Here is a 19,776-nt window from a genome sequence, read left to right as displayed (position 1 = left end):
CTTCAATGAAACTGGAAACTGCTATCGGAGCGGCCGGGCTACGGCCTACAGACAGAAAGGAGGTGGCCCGACATCCCGGACCACCTCCGCAGCGCCTGAACGTTCAGCGGCGCTCGACCTTCACCTCAACGCGGTTGCCCTTGCGCTTCACGGTCAGTTCAGCCTTCCCGCCGTTCGCGCGGCGGTACTCGCTTTTGACCTCACTGGGCTTGCTCTTCAGTTCCGTCAGCGTGTAGCCCTCGGCGCGCAGGAACGCCGCGTAGCGGTCGTGCAGGGCGCGCAGGTCCGCCTGATTGTCCACGACCGTGCTCCACTCGCGCGCCGACCCCCATGGGCCCGCGGGGGCCTTGGGCTGCACCGTCACGGACAGCGCCTGCGCGGTACGCGGGGCGGGCTGGGTCGCCACGGGAGCGGGGGCGGGCGCCGTGCGCAGCGGGACCGCCGCTGCCGGAGACGCGACCGAGTAGAAGGCCGTGTCCGTCACCCAGCTCGTCTGCGGCACGGGCGTCACCACGATGCTCAGGGCCTGCGCCAGGCCCTGCTGCCCGGTCACGGTCACCGACGCGAAGCTGCTCTGCGACTTGAACGTCGCGATCTGATCCAGCTTCAGCGGCGTGCGGCTCGCCAGGGCCAGCACCTTGTTCACGCCGTACGGGGCGGCAATGTCGAACGTGAACGGATCACCCGCGCTGGGAAAGGCCTTGACGGTGTTCGCCTTCAGGAAGTTCGCGCCCCCCTGGAAACGGTTGGGGAGGATCAGGTCCACCTGCCCCTGCGGGTCCACGTTGAACAGGTACACGTACGCGTCCTGATTCACGCTGGTGAACAGCCGGATCTTCTCGCCGGGGCGGTACGCAGGTGTGCCCGCACCGCTGCTGTCGCGGTCCGTCCAGACCTTCACGTTCAGGTCGGTCTGCACCGGGTTCACGATGATGCTCTGGGCACTCAGGGTCGGGGCGGCCAGCGCGGGCGCACCCAGGCCCAGCGCGGCACTCAGCAGAGTCAGGGAGAGTTTCGCGTTCATGCCCTTCATCCTGCGCCCCCGGCGTGACCCCAGGCTGACCGGGGCATCAGGAAAACCGGCGGCGCCCCTCACGCCCACCTCACGCCCGCTCCGGACGCGCGCCCGAGAGGCCCGGCCTGCCCCCTGGGGCCTCTGCCGTAAGAGCTGCGCTGGGAGAACAGACCTGTCAAGCGCCGGAGGAAGACGAGTGAATCTGACCGGGCAGGACGGAGAATAGAGGCAGCAGGACGCTGGTTTCCTGATGCCTCCATCCGGCGAACTGCTCTAGAATCGGGATCGTGACCCTGCCCCACCTCGCCCGACTGGCCCTGAGTGCGCTGCTGCTGCACTCTGCGGCGGCACAGACCTGGGGCGCTCCCGCCAGCTGGAAGCCGTTCACGTACGCCCGCGCCGCTCAGCCCACCCCGGTCCGCAAACCCGGCGAGCGGGTCATGCTGCAACTCGATGGAACGTCCGGCACCCTGAAGCTCACGCTGCGGCAGTTACAGGCCATGCCCGCCGTGCGCTACGCGACCCTGCACCGCCAGCTGAAACAGACCTTCACGTACCAGGGGGTCACGCTGCGTGACCTTGCCGCGCGCGGCGGCTTCGCCGGGAAGGACCTGCGGGTGTACGCCAGCAACGGGTACTTCACGACCATCCGCGCCAGCGACTACATGAACGAACCGATCATGCTCGCCTACAGCGCCGACGGGCAGGCCATCACGACCCTGCAGAAGGGCCCGCTGACCGTCGTGCTGCCCGCCCAGCCTGCGCGGCTGCACACCACCGAGTACGGCGCGGCCTGGGTGTGGTACGTCGAGCGCATCGCCCCGCTGACATGACCGCCCGGCCCGCCCACCCCCGGCGTGAACTGCTGCGTGAACTGCTGCTGGCGCTGCTGCCCCTGCTGGCCACCGTCACCCTGCTCGGCCTGATCACCCAGCCCGCGTACATCGCCCTGACGAATGGCGGCAAGGGACTCAGCCCCTACGCGTACCAGGGACTGGTGCAGGACCTCCTGCAGTACCGCGTGGCCACCCTGGACCCGCAGGTCACCCCGGAAGAACGCACCGAGCGGTACCAGCAGGCCCTGAGCAGCGCCAGCAACCGGAAGCAGTACGCGTACCTGAACGACCTCGAAGCCAGTGACGAGTTCCGCCTGAGCGCCGTGCAGCACGGCCTGGAGCAGCGCACCCCCCAGGGATTGCAGCGCGCGATCAACGAGGCCGTGGCCCTGAACAACCTCGTGCGGGACTACAGCGCTGATCAGGGCGCCGCCTACGAGCGGGCGTTCGTCGAACTGCGCCGCGCCCTGATCGGCAGCGCGATCTTCTCGGGGCTGCTGAGTCTGGTGCTGATCCTGCGCGCCCTGCTGCTGTGGCGCGCCGACCAGGTGCGGGCGCAGCGGCGTGAGGACCGTCAGCGTGAGGCGCTGCGGCTGGCCAGTCACGAGATGCGCCGTCCCCTGCAGGCGCTGTTGCTGGCCGCCGACGCGCTGCGGTCCGCGCGGGACGAGGGCATGCAGCAGCGTCTGCTGACGCAGATCGAGGACAGCGCCGCGCAGCTGGCCAGTCGCGCGGACCTGACCCGCCTGAACGACCTGTACCTGGACGTGACGCTGCGTGTGCAGCCCACTGACCTGGGCGAACTCGTGCGTCGCTTCTCGTCCAGCCGGGTACACGTGACGGCGCCCTCGCCGCTGGTGTGGCCGGTGGATGCCAACCGCGTGCGGCAGATGCTGGAGAACCTCGTGGAGAACGCCGTGAAATACACGCAGGGCACCGTGGAGGTCACGCTGGACGCTCCGGGTGGCGCGCCGCGTGTGCAGGTGCGGGATCACGGTCCTGGCATCAGCGACGAGCTGCGCGGCCGGGTGTTCCTGCCGTACGAGCGCGGCCCGCAGAGCCTCGGGCCGGGCAGTGGCCTGGGGTTGCCGCTCGTGCGCCGCTACGCGCACGCGCACGGCGGGGACGTGATGCTGAACCATGCGCCGGGCGGGGGTCTGCTGATCACCCTGACGTTCGGGCAGGCGGTCACGCAGGTCGCGGCGCCCGTCCCTGTGCGGAAGCTGACGCCCGGCTGATCTTCACGGCCACTTCACAGCGGGTGGCCTTCAGGATCTCTTAACATCGTGGGGTGCCTGCCGCGCGACTCTGCCTGACCCTTCTTTCACTGCTGACACTGGGCCAGACCGCCCGCGCCCAGGGGAGCGAACTGTTCCGTGTGGGCTACAGCGCCAGCGCGGACCACCTCGCGCCGCTGACCGTCACGCTGCGGGTCACGCACCCGGCCGGGCACACGGTCACCTGGGCGTATGGGGACGGCGCCACCGGCAGCGGCGCCCAGGTGACGCACACGTACTACCGGCCCGGCACGTACCAGATTCAGGTGTCGCTGCTGAATGCGCAGGGCCGCGTCGTGGGGCGCACCGAAATCCCCATGCAGGTGCGCGGCAGCGGCGCCGAGCGCGCCGAGCTGACCGTCCTGCACGCCGCCGACGGCACCGTGCGCCTGAGTGGCCTGGGCAGCGTCCTGTACCGACCAGAACCCGTCCGGGTGCTGCTGAACGGCCGCGAGGTCAGCGGCGCGGGGCGCCTGGGCGGCGGCGCGAACACGGCCACCGCGCAGGCCACGACCAGCGCCGGGCAGACCGTGCAGCGCACCCTGACCCTCACCGGCGCGGCCCTGACCACCAGCCTGCCCTTCGACAGCGAGGTCCTGCGCCTCACCAACCAGGCCCGCGCGCAGGGTTGGAACTGCGACACCAAGCGGCCCGGCGGGCCCGCCCGCCCCCCCCTGAAGGGCGACGCGACCCTCGACGTGGCCGCGCAGGCACAGTCGGCAGGCATGGCGCTGTACGGGTACTTCGACCACGCCAGTGCGCTCGACGGCAGCACCCCCATGCGGCGCGTGCAGGCGGCCGGGATGAACCCCACCAGCGTCGCGGAGAACATCGCCGCCGGGCAGCAGACGCCGCAGGAGGTCGTGGACGCGTGGCTGCGCAGCCCCGGCCACTGCCGCAACATCATGGGGGACTTCACGCTGGTCGGCCTGAGCTACGTGCAGCGCCCCGGCACGAAATTCACCCGCTACTGGACGCAGGTGTTCGCGCGGCCCTGAACCGCGCTGCTGACCGGACCGACTGGGTCCGCGTGGCACCCACCCCCCTCTCCAGGTACGGGCGCCGCGCGGTAACGGGACGGTAATGCGGGGCGCGCACCGTGAACGCAGCGCGGTCCCCCGTACCGTCACGGGCCCGCCGGGAGGCAGACCATGAGCACTGCACTGAGAACCCCCGCCCACGCGCCCCGCACGCCCGTCATCGTGCCGGAAACCCGCTGGTCGCATCTGCTGTTCGCCGATACGCGCCTCGCGCCCGTGTGGGCGCTGCTGCGGATCTACGTGGGCTGGCAGTGGCTGACGGCCGGCTGGCACAAGGCCACCGGCGGAGGCTGGATCGGCGCGGAGGCAGGCGGGGCGGTCAGCGGCTTCCTGAAGGGCGCGCTCGCCAAGACCACCGGGGACCATCCGGACGTCACGGGAGGCTACGCGTGGTTCATCGAGCACGTGGCGCTGCCCAACGCGGCGCTGTTCTCGCACCTCGTGACGTTCGGGGAACTCACGGTCGGCGTTGCGCTGATCCTGGGCCTGTTCACGGGGGCTGCCGCGTTCCTCGGCGGGTTTCTGAACGCTAACTTCCTGCTGGCGGGCACGGTCAGCAGCAACCCCGTCCTGTTCATCCTGGCGACGTGGCTGGTGCTGGGCTGGCGGGTCGCGGGTTGGCTGGGCCTGGACCGCTGGGTGCTGCCCCGGCTGGGTGTCAGGCGCGAGCAGACGTCGTAGCGCAAACGGAGTGTGCGGACCTCGCCGGGCGTCAGCGAGGTCCGTGCCCCCTGGGGCGGCCCGCGCGCCAGACCGCCCACATCAGCAGCGGTTGCAGCGGCAGGCGCCCCCACGCCACCCACGAACTGACCCGGAACCGCCCGGGGTCCTGCGCCATCCAGACGTTCGCGGGGAAGACCGCGACCAGCAGCGCCAGCAGGCCCCAGCGGGCGGCGAGGCGGGTGTGCGGGTGCAGCAGGCCCAGCCCACCCAGGAGTTCCGCCGCGCCGCTGATCAGGGTCGCCTGGCGCGCCGTCAGGGGCACCCAGGGGGGCACGATCCGGTCGAAGAAGCCGGGTGTCACGAAGTGCAGCGTGCCCGCCGTGACGAACAGCGCCGAGAGCAGCAGCGTCCCCACGCTCGGGCGGGGAGGCACAGGAGAGACAGTCACCCGGACAGGGTACGCCCCCACGGCGAAAAGGGAGCCGCTGCGGGGCTCCCTTCTCGCCGTGGGGGGACGGGTAAGGTCGGCGTCAGCCGTTGCTGGAGGGCACGCTGCGGGCTTCCTCGCGGTCCCTGAGTTCCTTGTCACTCAGGCCATTGTCGTTGTTGCGGGGCGCGTTGGCCTCGCGGTCGTTCGCGCTCTTCATGGAAGGCCCGTTGTCGTGCTCGATCTCGTGGACTTCCTTCTTGTTGCGGTCGTAGTCCTGCGGCTGGCTGGTGTGCCCGCTGTTCTTGTCGTCCTTGTCTGGCATGCGTCCAGGGTGGCAGGCGGGCAGGCGAGAACCCTCAGGGTCGCGTGAACAGCGCTTGATCTCTGAAGCGAGCCTCAAGGACCGGGCTGCACGTACACCCGTACCCACGGGTGCGAGCCGTCCGGGTCCGTCCACGCGGCCTGCGCGCGGGTCAGGAACCGCCAGCCCTCGCGCTCGTACAGGCCCAGGGCTGGCCCGCTGGTCTCATTGACCTGCAGGACGCTGAACGCTCTGCGCTCGCTGGCCTCGCGCCGCGCGTGGGCCAGCAGTGCCCGCGCGAGCCCCAGCCCCTGCGCGTGCGGACTGACGAACAGCCGCTTGACCTCCAGGATCCCGCCGTGCCAGACGGCTCCGCTGGGCTGGGCGATCTGCGTCGCCCAGCCCGGGCGCGGCTCGGGCAGGGGGGCCAGCATGACCTGCCCCGCCGCGCGGCCCGCGTGCTGGGCGACCCAGGCCTCGCCGCGGCCCAGGACGAACGCCGCCGGATCATCCGGCCACACCGAGGGGTAACCCATCGTCTCGTGCACGGCGCGCAGAGCGGCGACCAGTGCGGGCAGGTCATCCGCCCGGCGTGGACGGATGGTCATCAGCGGCGTGACGCGACCTCCGCCACCCAGGCCGGGCCGCCCCGGGACAGGGTGAAGAAGCGGCCCCCCAGCTCGCCCGGCCCGGCCCGCACCTCGAACAGTGCCACGTTGCAGGTTTCACTGCCGAACGCGGTGGCCAGGAATCCGTTCTGCAGGAGCGCGGCGCCAGCCGTCTTGTCCTGCCCGATCCGCCACTGCGGCAGGCTGTGACCGTCCTGAAGGGGGAGCAGCAGCTCACCGCTGTAGGTGCTGCCGTCCGGATTGCGGCCACTGAGGGGTACGCGGGCGGGTTTCAGCCCGTCCCAGTTGAAGGTCTCGGTGCCCGTCGCCTGCCCGCTGAGGGTCCAGAGGCCCGTGAAGGTCCCGCCCGTCTGCTGGTAGGCAGCCACGCCACAGTCCGGGTTCCCGTAGGCGACGGCCACCCGGTCACCCAGGCGCAGCCCCAGACCCGTGACCTTGCCCCCATCCCAGTCGAAACTCAGGGCCTTCCCGGCCGCCGTGATCCGCAGCGTGCCCTGTTCCTGGCGGCCGCCGCTCAGCGTGCGGGTCACGTGGTACGTGCCCTCCAGCGAGTCGGCCAGAGCGGAGCCGAGCAGCAGCGTGCAGGCCAGCGGCAGGCAGCGGTTCATGCTGCCATTGTGCACAGGGGGGCGGGGCCTGCCAAGTCTGCGCCCGCCGGGGGTGTGACGCGCTACGCTGCGCCCTGATGAGGGTCGCGGTGATCAGTGACGTGCACGGGAACGCCTTCGCGCTGGACGCAGTGCTGCGCGAGGTGCGCGCCGCCAGCCCGGACCTGATCGTGAACCTGGGCGATCAGGCCGAGGGGAGTGCCGACCCCGCCCGCGCGCTGGCTGCGCAGGCGGAACTGGCCGCCGCGGGCGCGCTGGAGGTGCGCGGCAACAACGAGGAGAAACTCTGGCCCGGCGGGCGCCGCTCGGCCCTGTCGCGGCGCTACGGCGCGTGGCTGGCCGAGCACACCGATCCGGCCCTGCTGGCGCGGGTGGCGGCCCTGCCGCTGACGACCCGCGCGCTGAACGGGGCGCTGCTGGCCTGCCACGGCACGCTGGACAGCGCGTGGCACAGCCTGCTGTGGGTATGGGATCACGGTGGGTTCTACCGGGCCCGCGACCCGCGTGAGCTGCGCGCGGCGCTGGACCCGCTGGGCGCGGAGGTCGTGCTGTGCGGGCACACCCACCGGGCCGGGATGACCCGCGTGGGGGACACGCTGCTCGTGAACGCCGGGTCGGTGAGTGATCAGGTAGACGGTGATCCGCGTGCCCGCTGGACGCTGCTGACCCGCGCGGGGCGCGACTGGGACGTCCGTTTCCGGGCCACCCTGTACGACATCGAGGCCGCCGTGACCTGGGCCTGCACCCACACGCCCTTCGGGGACGGCGAGGCGCAGCTGCTGCGCACCGGCACCATGGACGCCCGCGGGGACGGCGTGTGGGAGGGCCCGCAACCCTGACGGTGTACGCTGCACGCATGAAATGGATGTTCACCGCCGCGCTCGTCCTCGGTGCGGGCGCGCAGGCCGCCGGGTGCGGCGGCACCGAGGGCCTGCCCGACTGGGCACGCGCCGGAACGTACCGCGGGACCCTCGGCACGCTGCCCGTGGCGCTGAGCCTCGACCCCCGGGGCGAGTCGCGGTACTTCTACGAGGGCCGCAGCCTCGACCTGTTCCTGGAGGCGCGCCGCAGCGGGAACGCGCTGGTGCTGGAGGAACGCGTGCGCCGCGAACTGGGCGGCGAAGCGGTCGTGACCGGCTGCTTCAGCCTGATGCCCGCCCCGGGCGGCCTGAAGGGCACCTGGCAGGCCCCGGGCGCCGCCCGGCCGCAGGAGGTCACCCTGACCCCGCTGGACGCGGGCCGCCTGCCGCTGCGGCTGCCCCTCTCGCCGGGCCTGAGTGCGCTGCGCCGCGACGACCCGCTGGCCTTCCTGAAACTGAACCGCCCGTGGGTCACACTCCCCGGGGGGCGCGCGGTGCGCGAGCCGCTGTCCGGCGTGACGTACCCGCGCGTGCCCGGCGCGAGCGGCGCGCTGAACGCCGCGCTGCAGGACCGTCAGCTGCGCCATGCGGCGGACGCCCTGGACTGCCGCGCCCTGCTGCCCGAATCGGCCCAGAAGGACCCGGAGAACGGCTACACCCTGAGTGCCGGTCTCACGTTGTCGAACGCCCGCCTGATCAGCCTGCGCGAGGACGTGAACTACTACTGCGGGGGCGCGCACCCGGACAACTGGACGGAGGGCGTCATCCTGGACCGCGACACGGGCCGCGCTGTGCCGCTGACCGCCCTGTTCCCGAAACTGAGTGCCGCGCGGCAGAAGACGCTGTACCTATCGGGCGTGAAGACGAAGGTGGAGGCCGAGTGTCTGGACGTCCTGCGTGAGGACGCCGACGAGTTCACCGCGCACCTGAGCGCCGCCGGGGTGAACCTGACGCCCAGCGACCTGCCGCACGTCGTGTCGGCTTGCGCCGAGACGGTCACCCTGCCGTACGTGACGCTGCGCGGCGACGCGAACCTGAACAGCCCGCTGGTGAAGACGCTGTACCCGAAGTAGGCCACGCAGGACAACGCCCCCGCCCGTGCATCGGCGGGGGCGCTTCCATGTGCGTGGCTCAGTCGCGGCTGCCGCCGATACCGAACAGACGCAGGATGAACAGGAACATGTTGATGAAGTCCAGGTACAGCGCCAGCGCCCCGTTGATCGCGGCCCGCTCGGCCTGCTCGCCCTGCACGCCACTCAGGGCGAGGTTCCGCAGCATCTGAGTGTCGTAGGCGGTGAGGCCCGCGAACAGCAGCACGCCCACGATGCTGATGCCCAGCGTCAGGGCGCTGCTGGCCACGAACAGGTTCACGATCATGGCGACGAACAGGCCGATCACCGCAAACATGAAGAAGCGGCCCATGGCGCTCAGGTCCTTCTTGATCACGAAGCCCGCCACGCTCATCAGGCCGAAGGTCCCGGCGGTCGTGGCGAACGCGGCCGTCACGGCGCTCAGGTCGTAGGCGAGCAGGATCGAAGAGAACGTCAGGCCGGTCAGGGCGGCGTACACGATGAACAGCACGCCGGCCAGCGCGCTGGGCAGACGCTGCGCGCCGAGGCTCAGCACGAACACCAGCGCCAGCTGCGCGATGATCAGCGGCAGGCGCAGATTCAGCACCTGCAGGGCCAGGGCCTCGTTGCTGGCGGTCAGCCACGCGATGCCGGCGGTCAGGGCCAGACCGGCCGCCATCCAGGAATAGGTGCGGGCCATGAACGTCCGCACGATGTCGGTCGAACGGGCAGTGGTGGGATAGGTCTGCATACGCCTCAGACTACGCGGTGATCACAGGGAAAGTTCCCGCAGGTGGTGAAGGCGGATTCACGTCCCGCCTCCACCCACCCGGGGGGATTCATCTGTCCGTCGAACGGTCTTCGACCGCCGTCCGTGTCACTCGCGCAGCAGCAGGGCCAGCGGGAAGTCCTCCAGCACCTTCGCCAGCGGGGTCTTGCCGCCGCGTGCGCGCAGCCGCTCCCCGGTCAGGAGGTTGGTGTACGTCCCGGCGGGCAGGGTCAGCTGCCGCGTGCCCCACGCCGCCCCGGTCGCCCAGGGGGTCCGCTCGCGGGTCAGGGTGAAGGTCAGGCGCGGCGCGACCGTCACGGCCCGCTGCGTCCCCAGTTCCCGCGCGAACGCCAGGACGTGCCGCCCGCCGTCCAGGGGCCGGTACGTGCCGTCCCGGAACAGGCCGGGGTGCGCGGCGCGGGCCTGCAGGGCCGCCCAGGTGACCAGGACCTTCACGCTGCCGTCCTCGAAGGTGTCGAGCAGTTTGCGGGCCAGCGCCAGGGTGCCCTGCCCGCGTTCCAGGCGGCCCAGCGTGCGGTTCAGCGCGCCGTAGTTCACGGGGCGGCGGTTGTCCGGATCGACGAGGCTCTGGTTCCAGCCCTCGCTGCCCTGGTACGTGTCGGGCACGCCAGGCGCCGTGAGGCGAACGAGCGCGGCACTCAGGCCGTTCTGCGCCCCGTGCGGACTGATCCGGCCGTGCAGTTCGGTGAGTGATGTCATGAAGTCGTCGTCGGTCAGCAGGCCGCGCACCAGGGCGTCCAGCGCCGCCTCGTACTCCTCGTCGGGCGCGGCCCAGCTCGTGCGGAGCTTCGCCTCGCGCGCCGCCTTGAGCATGTACGCACTCAGGCGGTCCGCGAAGTCCTCCGTGCGGCCGTCCAGCGGGTACGCGCCCAGCGCGTTCTGGAGAAGCACGTACCCATCCAGGGTGGTGGGGGCGCGGCCCAGTTCCAGGTCGGTCTCCAGGCTGCGGATCAGCGGCGACCAGCGGCTCAGGTACGCCGACCACGTCTGCGGCAGCTCGGACAGCACGCTGATGCGCGCGCGGGTGTCCTCGCCGCGCTTGGTGTCGTGGGTGCTGCCCGCCAGCATCGCGTGCGGCCAGCGCGCCGCGCGGCCCTGCGCCGCCTCGTGGAAGGTCGCGACCGGCGTGCCGAACAGCGCCGGGTCGCCGCCCACCTCGTTCAGCGAGAGCAGCCGCGCGTAGCGGTAGAAGGCCGTGTCCTCGGCGCCCTTGGCCGTGACCGGCCCGGTCAGCTGCTGGAATTTCAGCGCGAAGTCCGCGTACGCCGCGCGCGTCTGCCTGTCCGGGGCGTTCAGGGTCAGCACGGCGTGCAGGTAGTCGAACACGCTGGGGTCCAGGGTCAGGCCGTCCCGGCGGTTGTGGGCCTTCGCGTCGCGGATGGCGTGGGCGATCTTCGCGTCGTCGCCGGGTTCGCGCTGCCCGTCGGCGCGGATGTACGTGCGGTACACCGGGAACGTCGCGATGACCTCGCGGATCGCGGCGCGCAGCGTGCTCAGCGTGAAGTCCCGCGCGTTCAGGTCCGTCTCGGCCAGCCGCTCGAGGTGCTCGGTCAGGACGTTCACCTCGCCCGGCAGGCTCACCCGCTGGATCAGGTGCTTGCCGCGGTACAGGTGCTCCCCGTACGACAGCCGGTCCCCGCTGAAGCGGCGGTAGATGGCACTCAGTTCCTCCTCGTTCGCGCCGTCCACGAAGGTGCCGCTGAGCTGCGCCAGGAAGTCGTACCCGGTCGTGCCGTGGATCGCCCAGGCTTCGGGCAGGGTCTCGCCGGGCTCCAGGATCTTCTCGGCCACCACGTACAGCGGCAGCTCGTCGCCCACCCCGCGGCCCAGGGCCTGTGCGGCGCCCTCCTGGAGGGCCTGGAAGTACCCGGCAGGGTCGAACAGCCCGTCGGTGTGATCGAGCCGCACGCCCTGCACGAGCCCCTGACGCAGCAGGTCGAACAGCGTCCCGTGTGCCCAGGCGAACACCCGGGGGTCCTCCATGCGCAGCGCCGCGAGATCGTTGATGTCGAAGAAGCGCCGGTAGTTGATCTCCTCGGCGGCGACCTTCCAGAACGCCAGCCGGTAGTTCTGCTCGCCGATCACCCGGTCCAGCCGCGCCGGGTCGGCGTTCACGGCGTCCAGTGTGGCGTCCAGCGCGCCGCGTACCGCTCCCGAGTCCTCCAGCAGCGCGCCCAGGCGGCGGGTCATGACCTGCACCTCCTGCGCGCGGATCACGCGGTCCGTGTCGGTCAGGTCGGCCGAGGTGCTGCGCGGCAGCGTGTCCACCGAGCGGCGGATGCTGGCCAGTTCCCCCAGCGTGACCGTGCCCGTCCCGGCGGGCAGAGCCTGGGCCGTCCAGGCCAGCAGCTGCCCCACGCTGCGCGGCGACAGGGGCAGCTGCCGCTCCCAGTAGCGCAGCCGGAACGCGCCGCCCTGCCGTTCCAGGCGCAGCTCACGGCGTTCCAGCACCCGGCCGTACTGGTCGCCCAGCACCGGCAGCAGCACCTTGCCGTCCAGCGCCCGCTTCAGCGGATGCCAGGAGATGTCGAAGAAATGCGCGTAGCGGCTGGCCTGCCCGTGCTCCAGCACGTCCTCCCAGTAGGGGTTGTGGCCGCCCTGGATGCCCATGTGGTTCGGCACGAAATCCACGATCAGGCCCAGGCCCAGCTCGCGGGCCCGCGCGGACAGGCTCTTCAGGCCCTTCAGGCCGCCCAGTTCCGGGTTGACCTGCGCGTGGTCGGTCACGTCGTAGCCGTGCGTGCTGCCCGGCGTGCTCGTCCAGATGGGGGAGAGGTACACGTCGGTCACGCCCAGCCGCGCGAGGTACGGCAGCACCCGCCGCGCCGCCGCGAAATCGAAGTCCCGGTGCAGCTGGAGGCGGTACGTCGCGCCCGGCAGGTGGGTCCGGGTGCCGTCCATGGTGGCCTGAGACGCCCCGTTTCGGGAAGCCGGGGTCACGCCTCCACCGGCCCGGCCAGCAGCGCGGCCTCACCCGGACTCAGGTGCAGCCCGCCCAGCGCGGCGGGCGCGTGCAGGTCGCCCTCGGAGTGCAGCAGCACCTCCTGCGGCAGCGCGAACGGCAGCGCCAGCAGCCCCGGCGTGAGCGGCTTGTGTGTCAGGTTCCACAGCAGGGCCCGCACGCCCTGCGGGGTCTCCCAGCGCACCCACAGCGCCTCCCCGGCCCCGGTGTCCACCGCGCCCGCCCGGATGAAGCGGCGCGAGCGCTCCCGCAGCACCGGATCCTCCCGGCGCAGGCGCAGCAGGTGACGGTACAGCGCCAGCGTGCGCCCGTGCTCGCCCTGCTCGCGTTCGGCCCAGTTCAGCCGGGCGCTCTCGAAGGTCCCGGGCGCCTGCGGGTCCGGCACGTTCAGTGTGCTGAAGCCCGAGAAGTACGCGAACTCCCGCCGCCGTCCCTCGGTCACCATCTGCCCCAGTTCCCCGATGTGGTCGCTGAAGAATGGGAAGGGCGTGCTCGCCGCCCACTCCTGCCCCTGGAACAGCAGCGGCGTCATCGGCAGGGACAGCAGCAGCGTGCTCGCCCCGCGGTACTCGGCCAGCGTCACCGATTCGAAGTGATGCAGGCGGTCGCCCAGCGCGCGGTTTCCCACCTGATCATGGTTCTGGATGCAGTACACGAAGCTGGGCGCCTCCAGGTCGGTGGCGGGCCGGCCGCGGTTGTGTTCCTCGCCGGTCACGTTCCAGAACTGCCCCTCGTACTGCCAGCCCCGGTTGATGACGTGCGCCAGTTCGCGCGCGCCGCCCCGGAAGCCCCCGTAGTAGCCTTCCTGCTCCTCGGTCAGGGTCACGCGCACCTCGTGGTGGAAGTCGTCCACCCAGATGCCGTCCAGGCCGGTCTCGGTGACCAGTTCCGGCAGGTTCCGGTGATCCTCGGCCAGCAGGATGTGCCCGCCCCCCAGCGCGTGCGTCTCGCGCGCCAGTTCGTGCAGGATGTGCTCCTCGCTGTCGTCCTGCATGCTGGCGGTCGCGTCCAGCCGTAGGCCGTCGAAGCGGTAGTCCTGTAGCCACATCCGCGCGTTCCCGGTGATGTACCGGCGCATGTGCGGCTCGGCGTAGTCCAGGCCCTGCCCCCACGCCGTGTGGAAACGGTCCGTGAAGTACGACGGGCTGTAGCTCGTCAGGTAGTTCCCGTCCGGCCCGAAGTGGTTGTACACCACGTCCAGGAACACCGCCAGGCCCAGGCCGTGTGCGGCGTCCACGAACGCCATCAGGTCCTCGGGGCGGCCGTACGGCGCGAACGGCGCGAACAGAGCCACGCCGTCGTACCCCCAGCCCCGCTCGCCGGGGAAGGCCGCGACGGGCATCATCTGGATCGCGGTCACGCCCAGCTCCACCAGCTGCGGCAGCCGCTCCTGTGCGGCGCGGTAGGTGCCTTCCGGCGTGAAGGTGCCCACGTGCAGTTCGTAGAACACGCACTCGGCCAGCGGCCGTCCTGTCCAGTCCGGGTGCTGCCATTCGTACGCGGAGAGATCAACGACCTCCGAGTCACCATGCACGCCGTGCGGCATAAAACGCGCGTACGGGTCCGGCAGCGCCTGCCCGTCCAGTTCAAAGCAGTAGCGGGTGCCCGCCCCAACCGGCAGCACCGTCTCGAAATACGCACCTGGAAGTGGTTCCATCACGTGCGATTCGCCCCCGACCCGCACGCACATCTGCCCGGCGCGGGTACTCCAGGCCCGGAAGCGCGTCTCCCGCCCTCCCGGCAGGAGTTGCGCCCCCAGGCGGGAGCGCTGACGCTGGGTCCCTGGCTGTTCCGACATGGTCATGATTCTTCCCTCCTGCACGCCCGTCCGGGCGTATCAGAACAGCCTAGAGGGGGGCGGCCACCCGCCCGATGATAGAAACCCCAAGGTGTGCCCGTCTTCCGCACACCTGCATAGGCGACAGCCCTGCCGGGTGCCCAGCGCTCCGTCCTGTCTGGGAGGGCCACGCTGGTGTGTCCCGGCAGAGCGGCCAACATGAGAATTTCGCCAAGTCAAGGGGCCAGCCCCCCCAGGAGACTGGCCCATCAATGTGATCCGTGGTGTTCCGCGCAGCTCAGCTCTGCGTGGGCGCGCTGCCCCCGCCGCCCCGGCGGCCCCGGCGGCGACGGCGACGCTTGGCGTCATCCCCGGCGGCGTCCTGCGCGGCGGCGGGTGCGGGCTGCGGCGCCTGCACCTGCGGGGCGGCCTCCCGCTGACGGCCCTGACCCTGGCCCTGCTGGCGGCCGTTCACGCGCTGCACCGCGCCCCGGTCGTTCCCGCCGCGCGTGAAGCCCCGCCCGCGCTCCCCGCCGCTGCGCTCGCGCATGGGGGGACGCCCGCCGCGCCCGCCGCCCTGACCGTCCTCGGGCGGCATGTTCTCCAGCGTCCAGTCGCCGAAGTACATGCGCTGCACCGTGATGTTCACCGGGCGCAGGTGCTCGTTGCGGGGGCGTTCCAGCGTGATCACGCGCCGGGAGCGGCCCATGCTCACCCCGCCGAAGGTGCGGCCCTGGCCCCGTTCGCGGCCCTCGCCACGCGCCTCGCCCCGACTCTCACCGCGTCCCTCACTGCGGCCTGCCGGGGCCTGGCGTCCACGCCCGCCACGTCCGCCCGCGGAGGGCGACAGCGTGGGCCGGTTCGAGGGGTCCTCCAGCGTGAACTTCTTCGGTTCGCTCACGGGCAGGCTCTGCAACTTCTCGCGTTTCTCCTGCTCGCGGTCCTCACGGCGGCGGGCACGGGGTTTGACGGGTGAATCCATATCGGTCTCCTGATGAAGGTCGCCCGGGCGGTAGTCCGGGTCGGTCGGGTCGGCCAGCGTGAAATCCGTCTGGCGAGCCAGCGGGTTCACGGCCTGAATCGTGACGTGAAGCGAATCGCCCAGGCGGTACGACCGCCCGCGGCTGCGGCCACGCAGGATCTGCGCGTCCTCGATGAACACGTAGTAGTCGTCGTCCAGGTGTGAGATGTGCAGCTTGCCTTCCACGCCGTTGTCCAGCGCCACGAACAGCCCGCTGGCCACCACGCCGGACACCGTGCCGGGGAACGACTCCCCGAGGTGCTCCTGCGCCCACTTCGCCTGGTAGTACTTCGTGAGGTCCCGCTCCGCTTCCGTCGCCGCGCGTTCCCGCTCACTGGTGTGCTCGCCCATGCCGGGCAGGCGCGCCTGAAGCTGCGCCACCCCGCGCGAACTGGCCTTCAGTTCGCCCGACAGCATGCCGCGCAGCACGCGGTGCACGAGCAGGTCCGGGTAGCGGCGGATCGGCGAGGTGAAGTGCAGGTACTCGTCGAACGCCAGCCCGAAGTGCCCCAGGTTCTCCCCGGCGTACTTCGCCTGCTGCATGGAGCGCAGCAGCAGCGTGTTCACGACGCTCTCGCGCGGCGTGCCCCGTACCTGCTTGAGCACCGCCTGGTACGCCTGCGGGGTGGGCTCCCCGCCGGGGAAGGCCAGCCCCAGGCGCCCGATGGCGTTCGTGACGTCCTGGAAGCGCTGGAGGGTGGGTTCCTCGTGAATGCGGAACAGGGCCGGGATCTCGCGCTGGATCAGCTCGTGCGCGACGACCTTGTTCGCCAGCAGCATCAGGTCCTCGATCATGCCGCGCGCCGTCTCCTCGCGGATCGGGATGAGTTCCATGCGCCCGTCGGGGCCCACGTCCACCTTCACCTCGCGCAGCTTGAAGTCCAGCGAGCCCTCACGCAGCCGCTTCTGGCGCAGCTTCGTGGTGATCTTCAGCAGCAGGTGCAGGTCGCCCTCGAGGTGCCGGGCGTGTTCGGGCAGCGTGGCGGTCGCCTCGCTGTACGCCTGCACCTCGTCGTACGTCAGACGGGCCTTGCTGTTGATGACGCTGGGCGCGAGCTGCACCTTCAGGATCTCGCCCTCGGCACTCAGTTCCACCAGCGCCGTCATGGTCAGGCGGTCCTCGTACGGCACGAGGCTGCATACGCCGTTGCTGAGGTGCTCGGGCAGCATGGGCAGCACCCGGCCCGGCAGGTACACGCTGGTCGCCCGCGCGTACGCCTCCTCGTCCAGCGGCGAGCCCTCCTGCACGTAATGGCTCACGTCGGCAATGTGCACGCCCACCACGAAGGTGCCCTCGGGCGTCGGCTGGATGTGGATCGCGTCGTCGAAGTCCTTCGCGTCCCGGCCGTCCACCGTGAAGATATTGAAGTCCCGCAGGTCCAGGCGGCCCTTCAGGGCCTCCTCGGGAATCTGGGTGGGAATCGCGTTCGCCTGCTCCAGCACGTCCTCGGGGAAGTCGCCGCGCAGGCCGAACTTCACGATCACGGCCTCCGTCTCGGTGACCGGATCATCCTGGTCGCCCAGCACGCGCGACACCTGCCCGAACACCTCGTCCTCGCCCGTATGCTCGGGCCAGAACAGTTCGGTCACGACGCGCGCCCCGGCCTCCAGGCCGTCCAGACCCTCGGGCAGCAGCAGGATGCGGTGCCGCGCGCGGTGATCGTCCGGCTTCAGGATCGGGTGCCCGTGATGGAATTCCAGCGTCCCCACCAGCTGACGGTAGGCGCGCTGCACGATCCGCACGACGCTCGCGCGGGGATTGCCGTCCCCCCGCTGCCCGCGGCGCGACCCGCCCCGGCCGCGGTCGTCCCGGCTGTCGCCACGGCCCTCCTGACGCACGAGCACAATGTCGCCGTTCCAGGCCTCCAGCGTCTGCTCGGCCGGGACGTAGTAGTCCTCGCCGCCACTGTCGGGAATCACGAAGCCGAAGCCCGCCGCCGACGCCTGGAAGCGCCCACGGATCAGGCTCATCGCCTCGGGCAGCCCGTACGTCTTCTTGCGGGTGCGGATGACCTGCCCGTCCTCGACCAGCGTGTCGAGCAGGTCCGTCAGCTCGCGCCAGCCGCCCAGACGGTTCATGGTCTGCCGCGTGAAGGTGCGCTCCAGATCCCGCACGTGCACCGGGCGGCCCAGCTTCCGCAGCTGCGCCACCACGAGATCCCTCAGCGGATCCAGGCCCGGCAGCGGCTCCCCGGCCTCTGCCTCCTCGACGGACTCCGCGGCCTGATCCACGACCGGCGTAGGCTCATCAGCATCCACCGGGGTGGGTGCGGGCGCCGCCTCCGGCTTCTTCTTGCGGCCCCGGCGACCCTTCGTCTCGGCAGCGGGTGCCTCGGCGACCAGGGGTTCGGCGGTGACCGGCTCAGTTTCAACGGCCTCGGCTGCGACCTCAGTCGGCTGAGGCTCGCTCGTGACCGCCTCCACACCCGTCAGCACGTCCTCCAGCGGCGCGACCGGCAGCACGTTCTTGCGGCGGCCTCCACGCTTGCGGGGCACTTCCAGGATCACCGGATCGGCGTCCGTGGGAGCCAGGTCGGGCAAGGCGTCTGCCACACCCTCCGGTTCGCTGGCCGGGGTGTCCTGCATGGGTGCGGCCCTGGGCTTGCGGCCCCGCCGCGCAGGCTTCACGGCTGGAGCACCCGGCTCTGGCGCCAACTCAGCGGTGGGCGCCTGCACCTCCGGTTCGGTGACGGGCGCAGCCGCCTGACGACCACGTCCTGCCTTCCGCTTCGGCGCGGTGGGCTCTTCAGAGCCCTCCGTCGCGGTCACGGGAGCAGGCTCAATCTCTGCCAGGGACGCAATCCCGGCCCTGCTGGGGCGGCGGCCGGTCTTCCCGCGGGCAGGTTTCGGTTGCTCCGCCGGGATGGCCTCGGCGGGCTGAGTGGGCTCCACGGTGTTGACCGTTTCAGTGTCTGCTGCTGCCGTCACCGCCGCGCGCTCCTGAATTTCAGGTTGCTCGGCGTGCTCGGTCTTCACCTTTGCCGGACGGCCACGGCGGACCTTCACGGGCTGCGGCTCGGATGCGGGCGCAGGGGTCGCCTCGACCTCGGCAGTCACGTCGGCAGGAACTGCTGCGACTGGGGCCGCCTCAGTTGGTGCTGCTTCTGTTGGGGTTGACTCCACGGGTGCGGGAGCCGGGGCCGCCTTGCGGGCGCCACGCTTCGGCGCGGCCTGCACAGGGGGCGTGACCGGCTCGGCCAGGGTGGGGACTTCGGCGGGGATGGGCGCCTCGACGACAGGGTCGGGCGTGACCGCCACGGTCTTCTTCGCGCGGGGGCTAGCGGTGGTCTTCGCAGGAGCCTTGCTGGCGCCGCGCTTCGCCGGGCGGGCCGACGTACTGGCGGCCGTCTTCGGTTCGGTCTGGGCGGCCGTTTTCTTCGCGCCGCGCTTGGAGGGGGTGGTCTTGGTGATGTCGGTGCCGGTCCTCTCGGTGCCGGGCACCGTTTCCGTCTTCTTCGTTTTCGGCATGTACGTTCCTGGTCACTCAGGACGCGCCCGTGGGGGTTAACTCGTGTGAGACGCGCTTCTCAGACTGACGCTGGCGTGCGCGCGACCCGCCCACGGGCAGCAGGTGTTCGCTATCCTCGGGTTGCGCCCTCCGTCCAGCGTCAGTCAGCGGGTGCTGAGCGGTGAGTGGGCGGGGGCGCTGTCCTGAACCCGGCAGCCCGCTCAGCATATCACGCGCCTTCCGGCCTCATCTGACGCGAACTTTACGCTTCCCTGAGCGGCCCGCCCGGCCGGATCACGCCGCTCAGGGGCGCGTGGTCGCTCAGGCGCGCGTCACGGTCCACGCAGACTTCCTGCACGGTCACGCCCGATGCGAGCAGATAGTCGATGCGCCAGCCCACGTTGTTCGCGTACGCGTTCGCGCGGTTGCTCCACCACGTGTACTCCGCCGCCTCGCCCAGGCAAGCCCGGTGCGTGTCCGTCAGGCCCGACGCGAGGTGCGCGGTCATCCACGCCCGCTCGTGCGGCAGAAAGCCGCTGTTCTTCTGATTCGAGCGCCAGTTCTTCAGGTCCACCTGCTGGTGCGCGATGTTGTAATCTCCGCCGATCACCACGGGTTGCCCCTCGGCCAGTAGGGCGTCCGTCCACGCCTGGAAGTCCAGCAGCGTACGGTCCTTGAAGCCCTGCCGGTCCGGGCCGCTGCTGCCGCTGGGCAGGTACACGCTCACGAAGCGCACGCCGTCCACCACGGCGCTCAGCACGCGGCCCTCGGCGTCCAGCTCCGCGTGCGGCATGCCCACGCGGACGTCCGACAGGGGTCGGCGGGACAGGACCGCCACGCCGCTGTACCCGGCCTTCTGCGCCGGGAACCACGCCCCGGCGTAGCCCAGGTCCGCCAGGGCGTCGGGCATGGGGTCGGCGCGGACCTCCTGCAGCAGCAGCACGTCCGGCTGTTCCCGCGCGGCCCAGTCGCGCAGGCCCTTGCGCAGCGCGCTGCGGAGACCGTTCACATTCAGGGTGGTGACTTTCAGAGCGTCCGTCATCGCCCTT

16 protein-coding genes are annotated in these 19,776 nt (G+C 71.1%); 6 read left to right on the top strand and 10 right to left on the bottom strand.

Annotation, left to right across the window (positions count from 1 at the left end; genetic code table 11):
* Positions 1–103: 103 nt before the first annotated feature.
* Entirely contained in the window at positions 104–1,024 is a 921-nt protein-coding gene (locus SY84_RS05250) for a DUF4384 domain-containing protein (RefSeq protein ID WP_046843137.1), read from the bottom strand.
* 278 nt (positions 1,025–1,302) lie between these two features.
* On the opposite strand from SY84_RS05250, the gene SY84_RS05245 reads away from it, so the two are divergent.
* The 4 genes from SY84_RS05245 to SY84_RS05230 all read left to right on the top strand — a co-directional run bounded on the left by SY84_RS05245 (position 1,303) and on the right by SY84_RS05230 (position 4,849).
* Complete coding sequence (locus SY84_RS05245) at positions 1,303–1,848, top strand: molybdopterin-dependent oxidoreductase (RefSeq protein WP_229755697.1); 546 nt, start codon at positions 1,303–1,305, stop codon at positions 1,846–1,848.
* The gene (locus tag SY84_RS05240) at positions 1,845–3,089 is read left to right on the top strand and encodes a sensor histidine kinase (RefSeq protein ID WP_046843136.1); all 1,245 of its coding nucleotides are present in this window, start codon (positions 1,845–1,847) and stop codon (positions 3,087–3,089) included. Before SY84_RS05245 ends, SY84_RS05240 begins: the two co-directional genes overlap by 4 nt.
* Positions 3,090–3,142: 53 nt before the next feature.
* Entirely contained in the window at positions 3,143–4,126 is a 984-nt protein-coding gene (locus SY84_RS05235; RefSeq protein WP_052751045.1) for a CAP domain-containing protein, read from the top strand.
* A gap of 153 nt (positions 4,127–4,279) precedes the next feature.
* Positions 4,280–4,849: a DoxX family protein gene (locus SY84_RS05230; protein ID WP_046843135.1), complete on the top strand. Its 570-nt coding sequence runs from the start codon at positions 4,280–4,282 to the stop codon at positions 4,847–4,849.
* A gap of 31 nt (positions 4,850–4,880) precedes the next feature.
* On the opposite strand, the gene SY84_RS05225 is transcribed toward SY84_RS05230, so the two are convergent.
* The 4 genes from SY84_RS05225 to SY84_RS05210 form a co-directional block, all read right to left on the bottom strand.
* Positions 4,881–5,279, bottom strand: a complete 399-nt coding sequence (locus tag SY84_RS05225) for a membrane protein (protein ID WP_046843134.1) — start codon at positions 5,277–5,279, stop codon at positions 4,881–4,883.
* Between the two features lie 82 nt (positions 5,280–5,361).
* Positions 5,362–5,583, bottom strand: coding sequence for a hypothetical protein (locus SY84_RS05220; RefSeq protein WP_046843133.1), 222 nt, complete (start codon positions 5,581–5,583; stop codon positions 5,362–5,364).
* Positions 5,584–5,657: 74 nt separating this feature from the next.
* Positions 5,658–6,170 carry a GNAT family N-acetyltransferase gene (locus tag SY84_RS05215; protein ID WP_052751044.1) on the bottom strand — a complete coding sequence of 171 codons (513 nt, stop codon included), beginning with the start codon at positions 6,168–6,170 and terminating at the stop codon, positions 5,658–5,660.
* A complete protein-coding gene (locus SY84_RS05210; protein WP_046843131.1) occupies positions 6,170–6,799 on the bottom strand; it encodes a hypothetical protein in 630 nt (209 codons plus the stop codon). The genes SY84_RS05215 and SY84_RS05210 overlap by 1 nt, the downstream gene beginning before the upstream one ends.
* Before the next feature lie 77 nt (positions 6,800–6,876).
* Between SY84_RS05210 and SY84_RS05205 the strand changes: the two genes are divergently transcribed.
* Both SY84_RS05205 and SY84_RS05200 read left to right on the top strand, forming a co-directional pair.
* On the top strand, positions 6,877–7,638 hold the full coding sequence (locus SY84_RS05205) for a metallophosphoesterase family protein (protein ID WP_046843130.1): 762 nt from the start codon (positions 6,877–6,879) through the stop codon (positions 7,636–7,638).
* 17 nt (positions 7,639–7,655) lie between these two features.
* Positions 7,656–8,732: a hypothetical protein gene (locus SY84_RS05200; protein ID WP_245621414.1), complete on the top strand. Its 1,077-nt coding sequence runs from the start codon at positions 7,656–7,658 to the stop codon at positions 8,730–8,732.
* Positions 8,733–8,790: 58 nt separating this feature from the next.
* On the opposite strand, the gene SY84_RS05195 is transcribed toward SY84_RS05200, so the two are convergent.
* The 5 genes from SY84_RS05195 to SY84_RS05170 form a co-directional block, all read right to left on the bottom strand.
* Entirely contained in the window at positions 8,791–9,480 is a 690-nt protein-coding gene (locus tag SY84_RS05195) for a Bax inhibitor-1/YccA family protein (protein WP_046843129.1), read from the bottom strand.
* 126 nt (positions 9,481–9,606) lie between these two features.
* Complete coding sequence (gene treY / locus SY84_RS05190) at positions 9,607–12,420, bottom strand: malto-oligosyltrehalose synthase (protein ID WP_046843128.1); 2,814 nt, start codon at positions 12,418–12,420, stop codon at positions 9,607–9,609.
* A gap of 35 nt (positions 12,421–12,455) precedes the next feature.
* On the bottom strand, positions 12,456–14,285 hold the full coding sequence (gene treZ / locus SY84_RS05185; RefSeq protein ID WP_046843127.1) for a malto-oligosyltrehalose trehalohydrolase: 1,830 nt from the start codon (positions 14,283–14,285) through the stop codon (positions 12,456–12,458).
* A gap of 271 nt (positions 14,286–14,556) precedes the next feature.
* Complete coding sequence (gene rnr / locus SY84_RS05180) at positions 14,557–18,747, bottom strand: ribonuclease R (protein WP_081424514.1); 4,191 nt, start codon at positions 18,745–18,747, stop codon at positions 14,557–14,559.
* 242 nt (positions 18,748–18,989) lie between these two features.
* Complete coding sequence (locus SY84_RS05170; protein WP_046843125.1) at positions 18,990–19,769, bottom strand: exodeoxyribonuclease III; 780 nt, start codon at positions 19,767–19,769, stop codon at positions 18,990–18,992.
* Positions 19,770–19,776: the final 7 nt, after the last annotated feature.

Origin of the sequence: Deinococcus soli (ex Cha et al. 2016), from assembly GCF_001007995.1 — a bacterium.
GTDB classification, from domain to species: Bacteria; Deinococcota; Deinococci; order Deinococcales; family Deinococcaceae; genus Deinococcus; species Deinococcus soli.
This window is presented reverse-complemented; position numbering and strand designations above follow the sequence as displayed.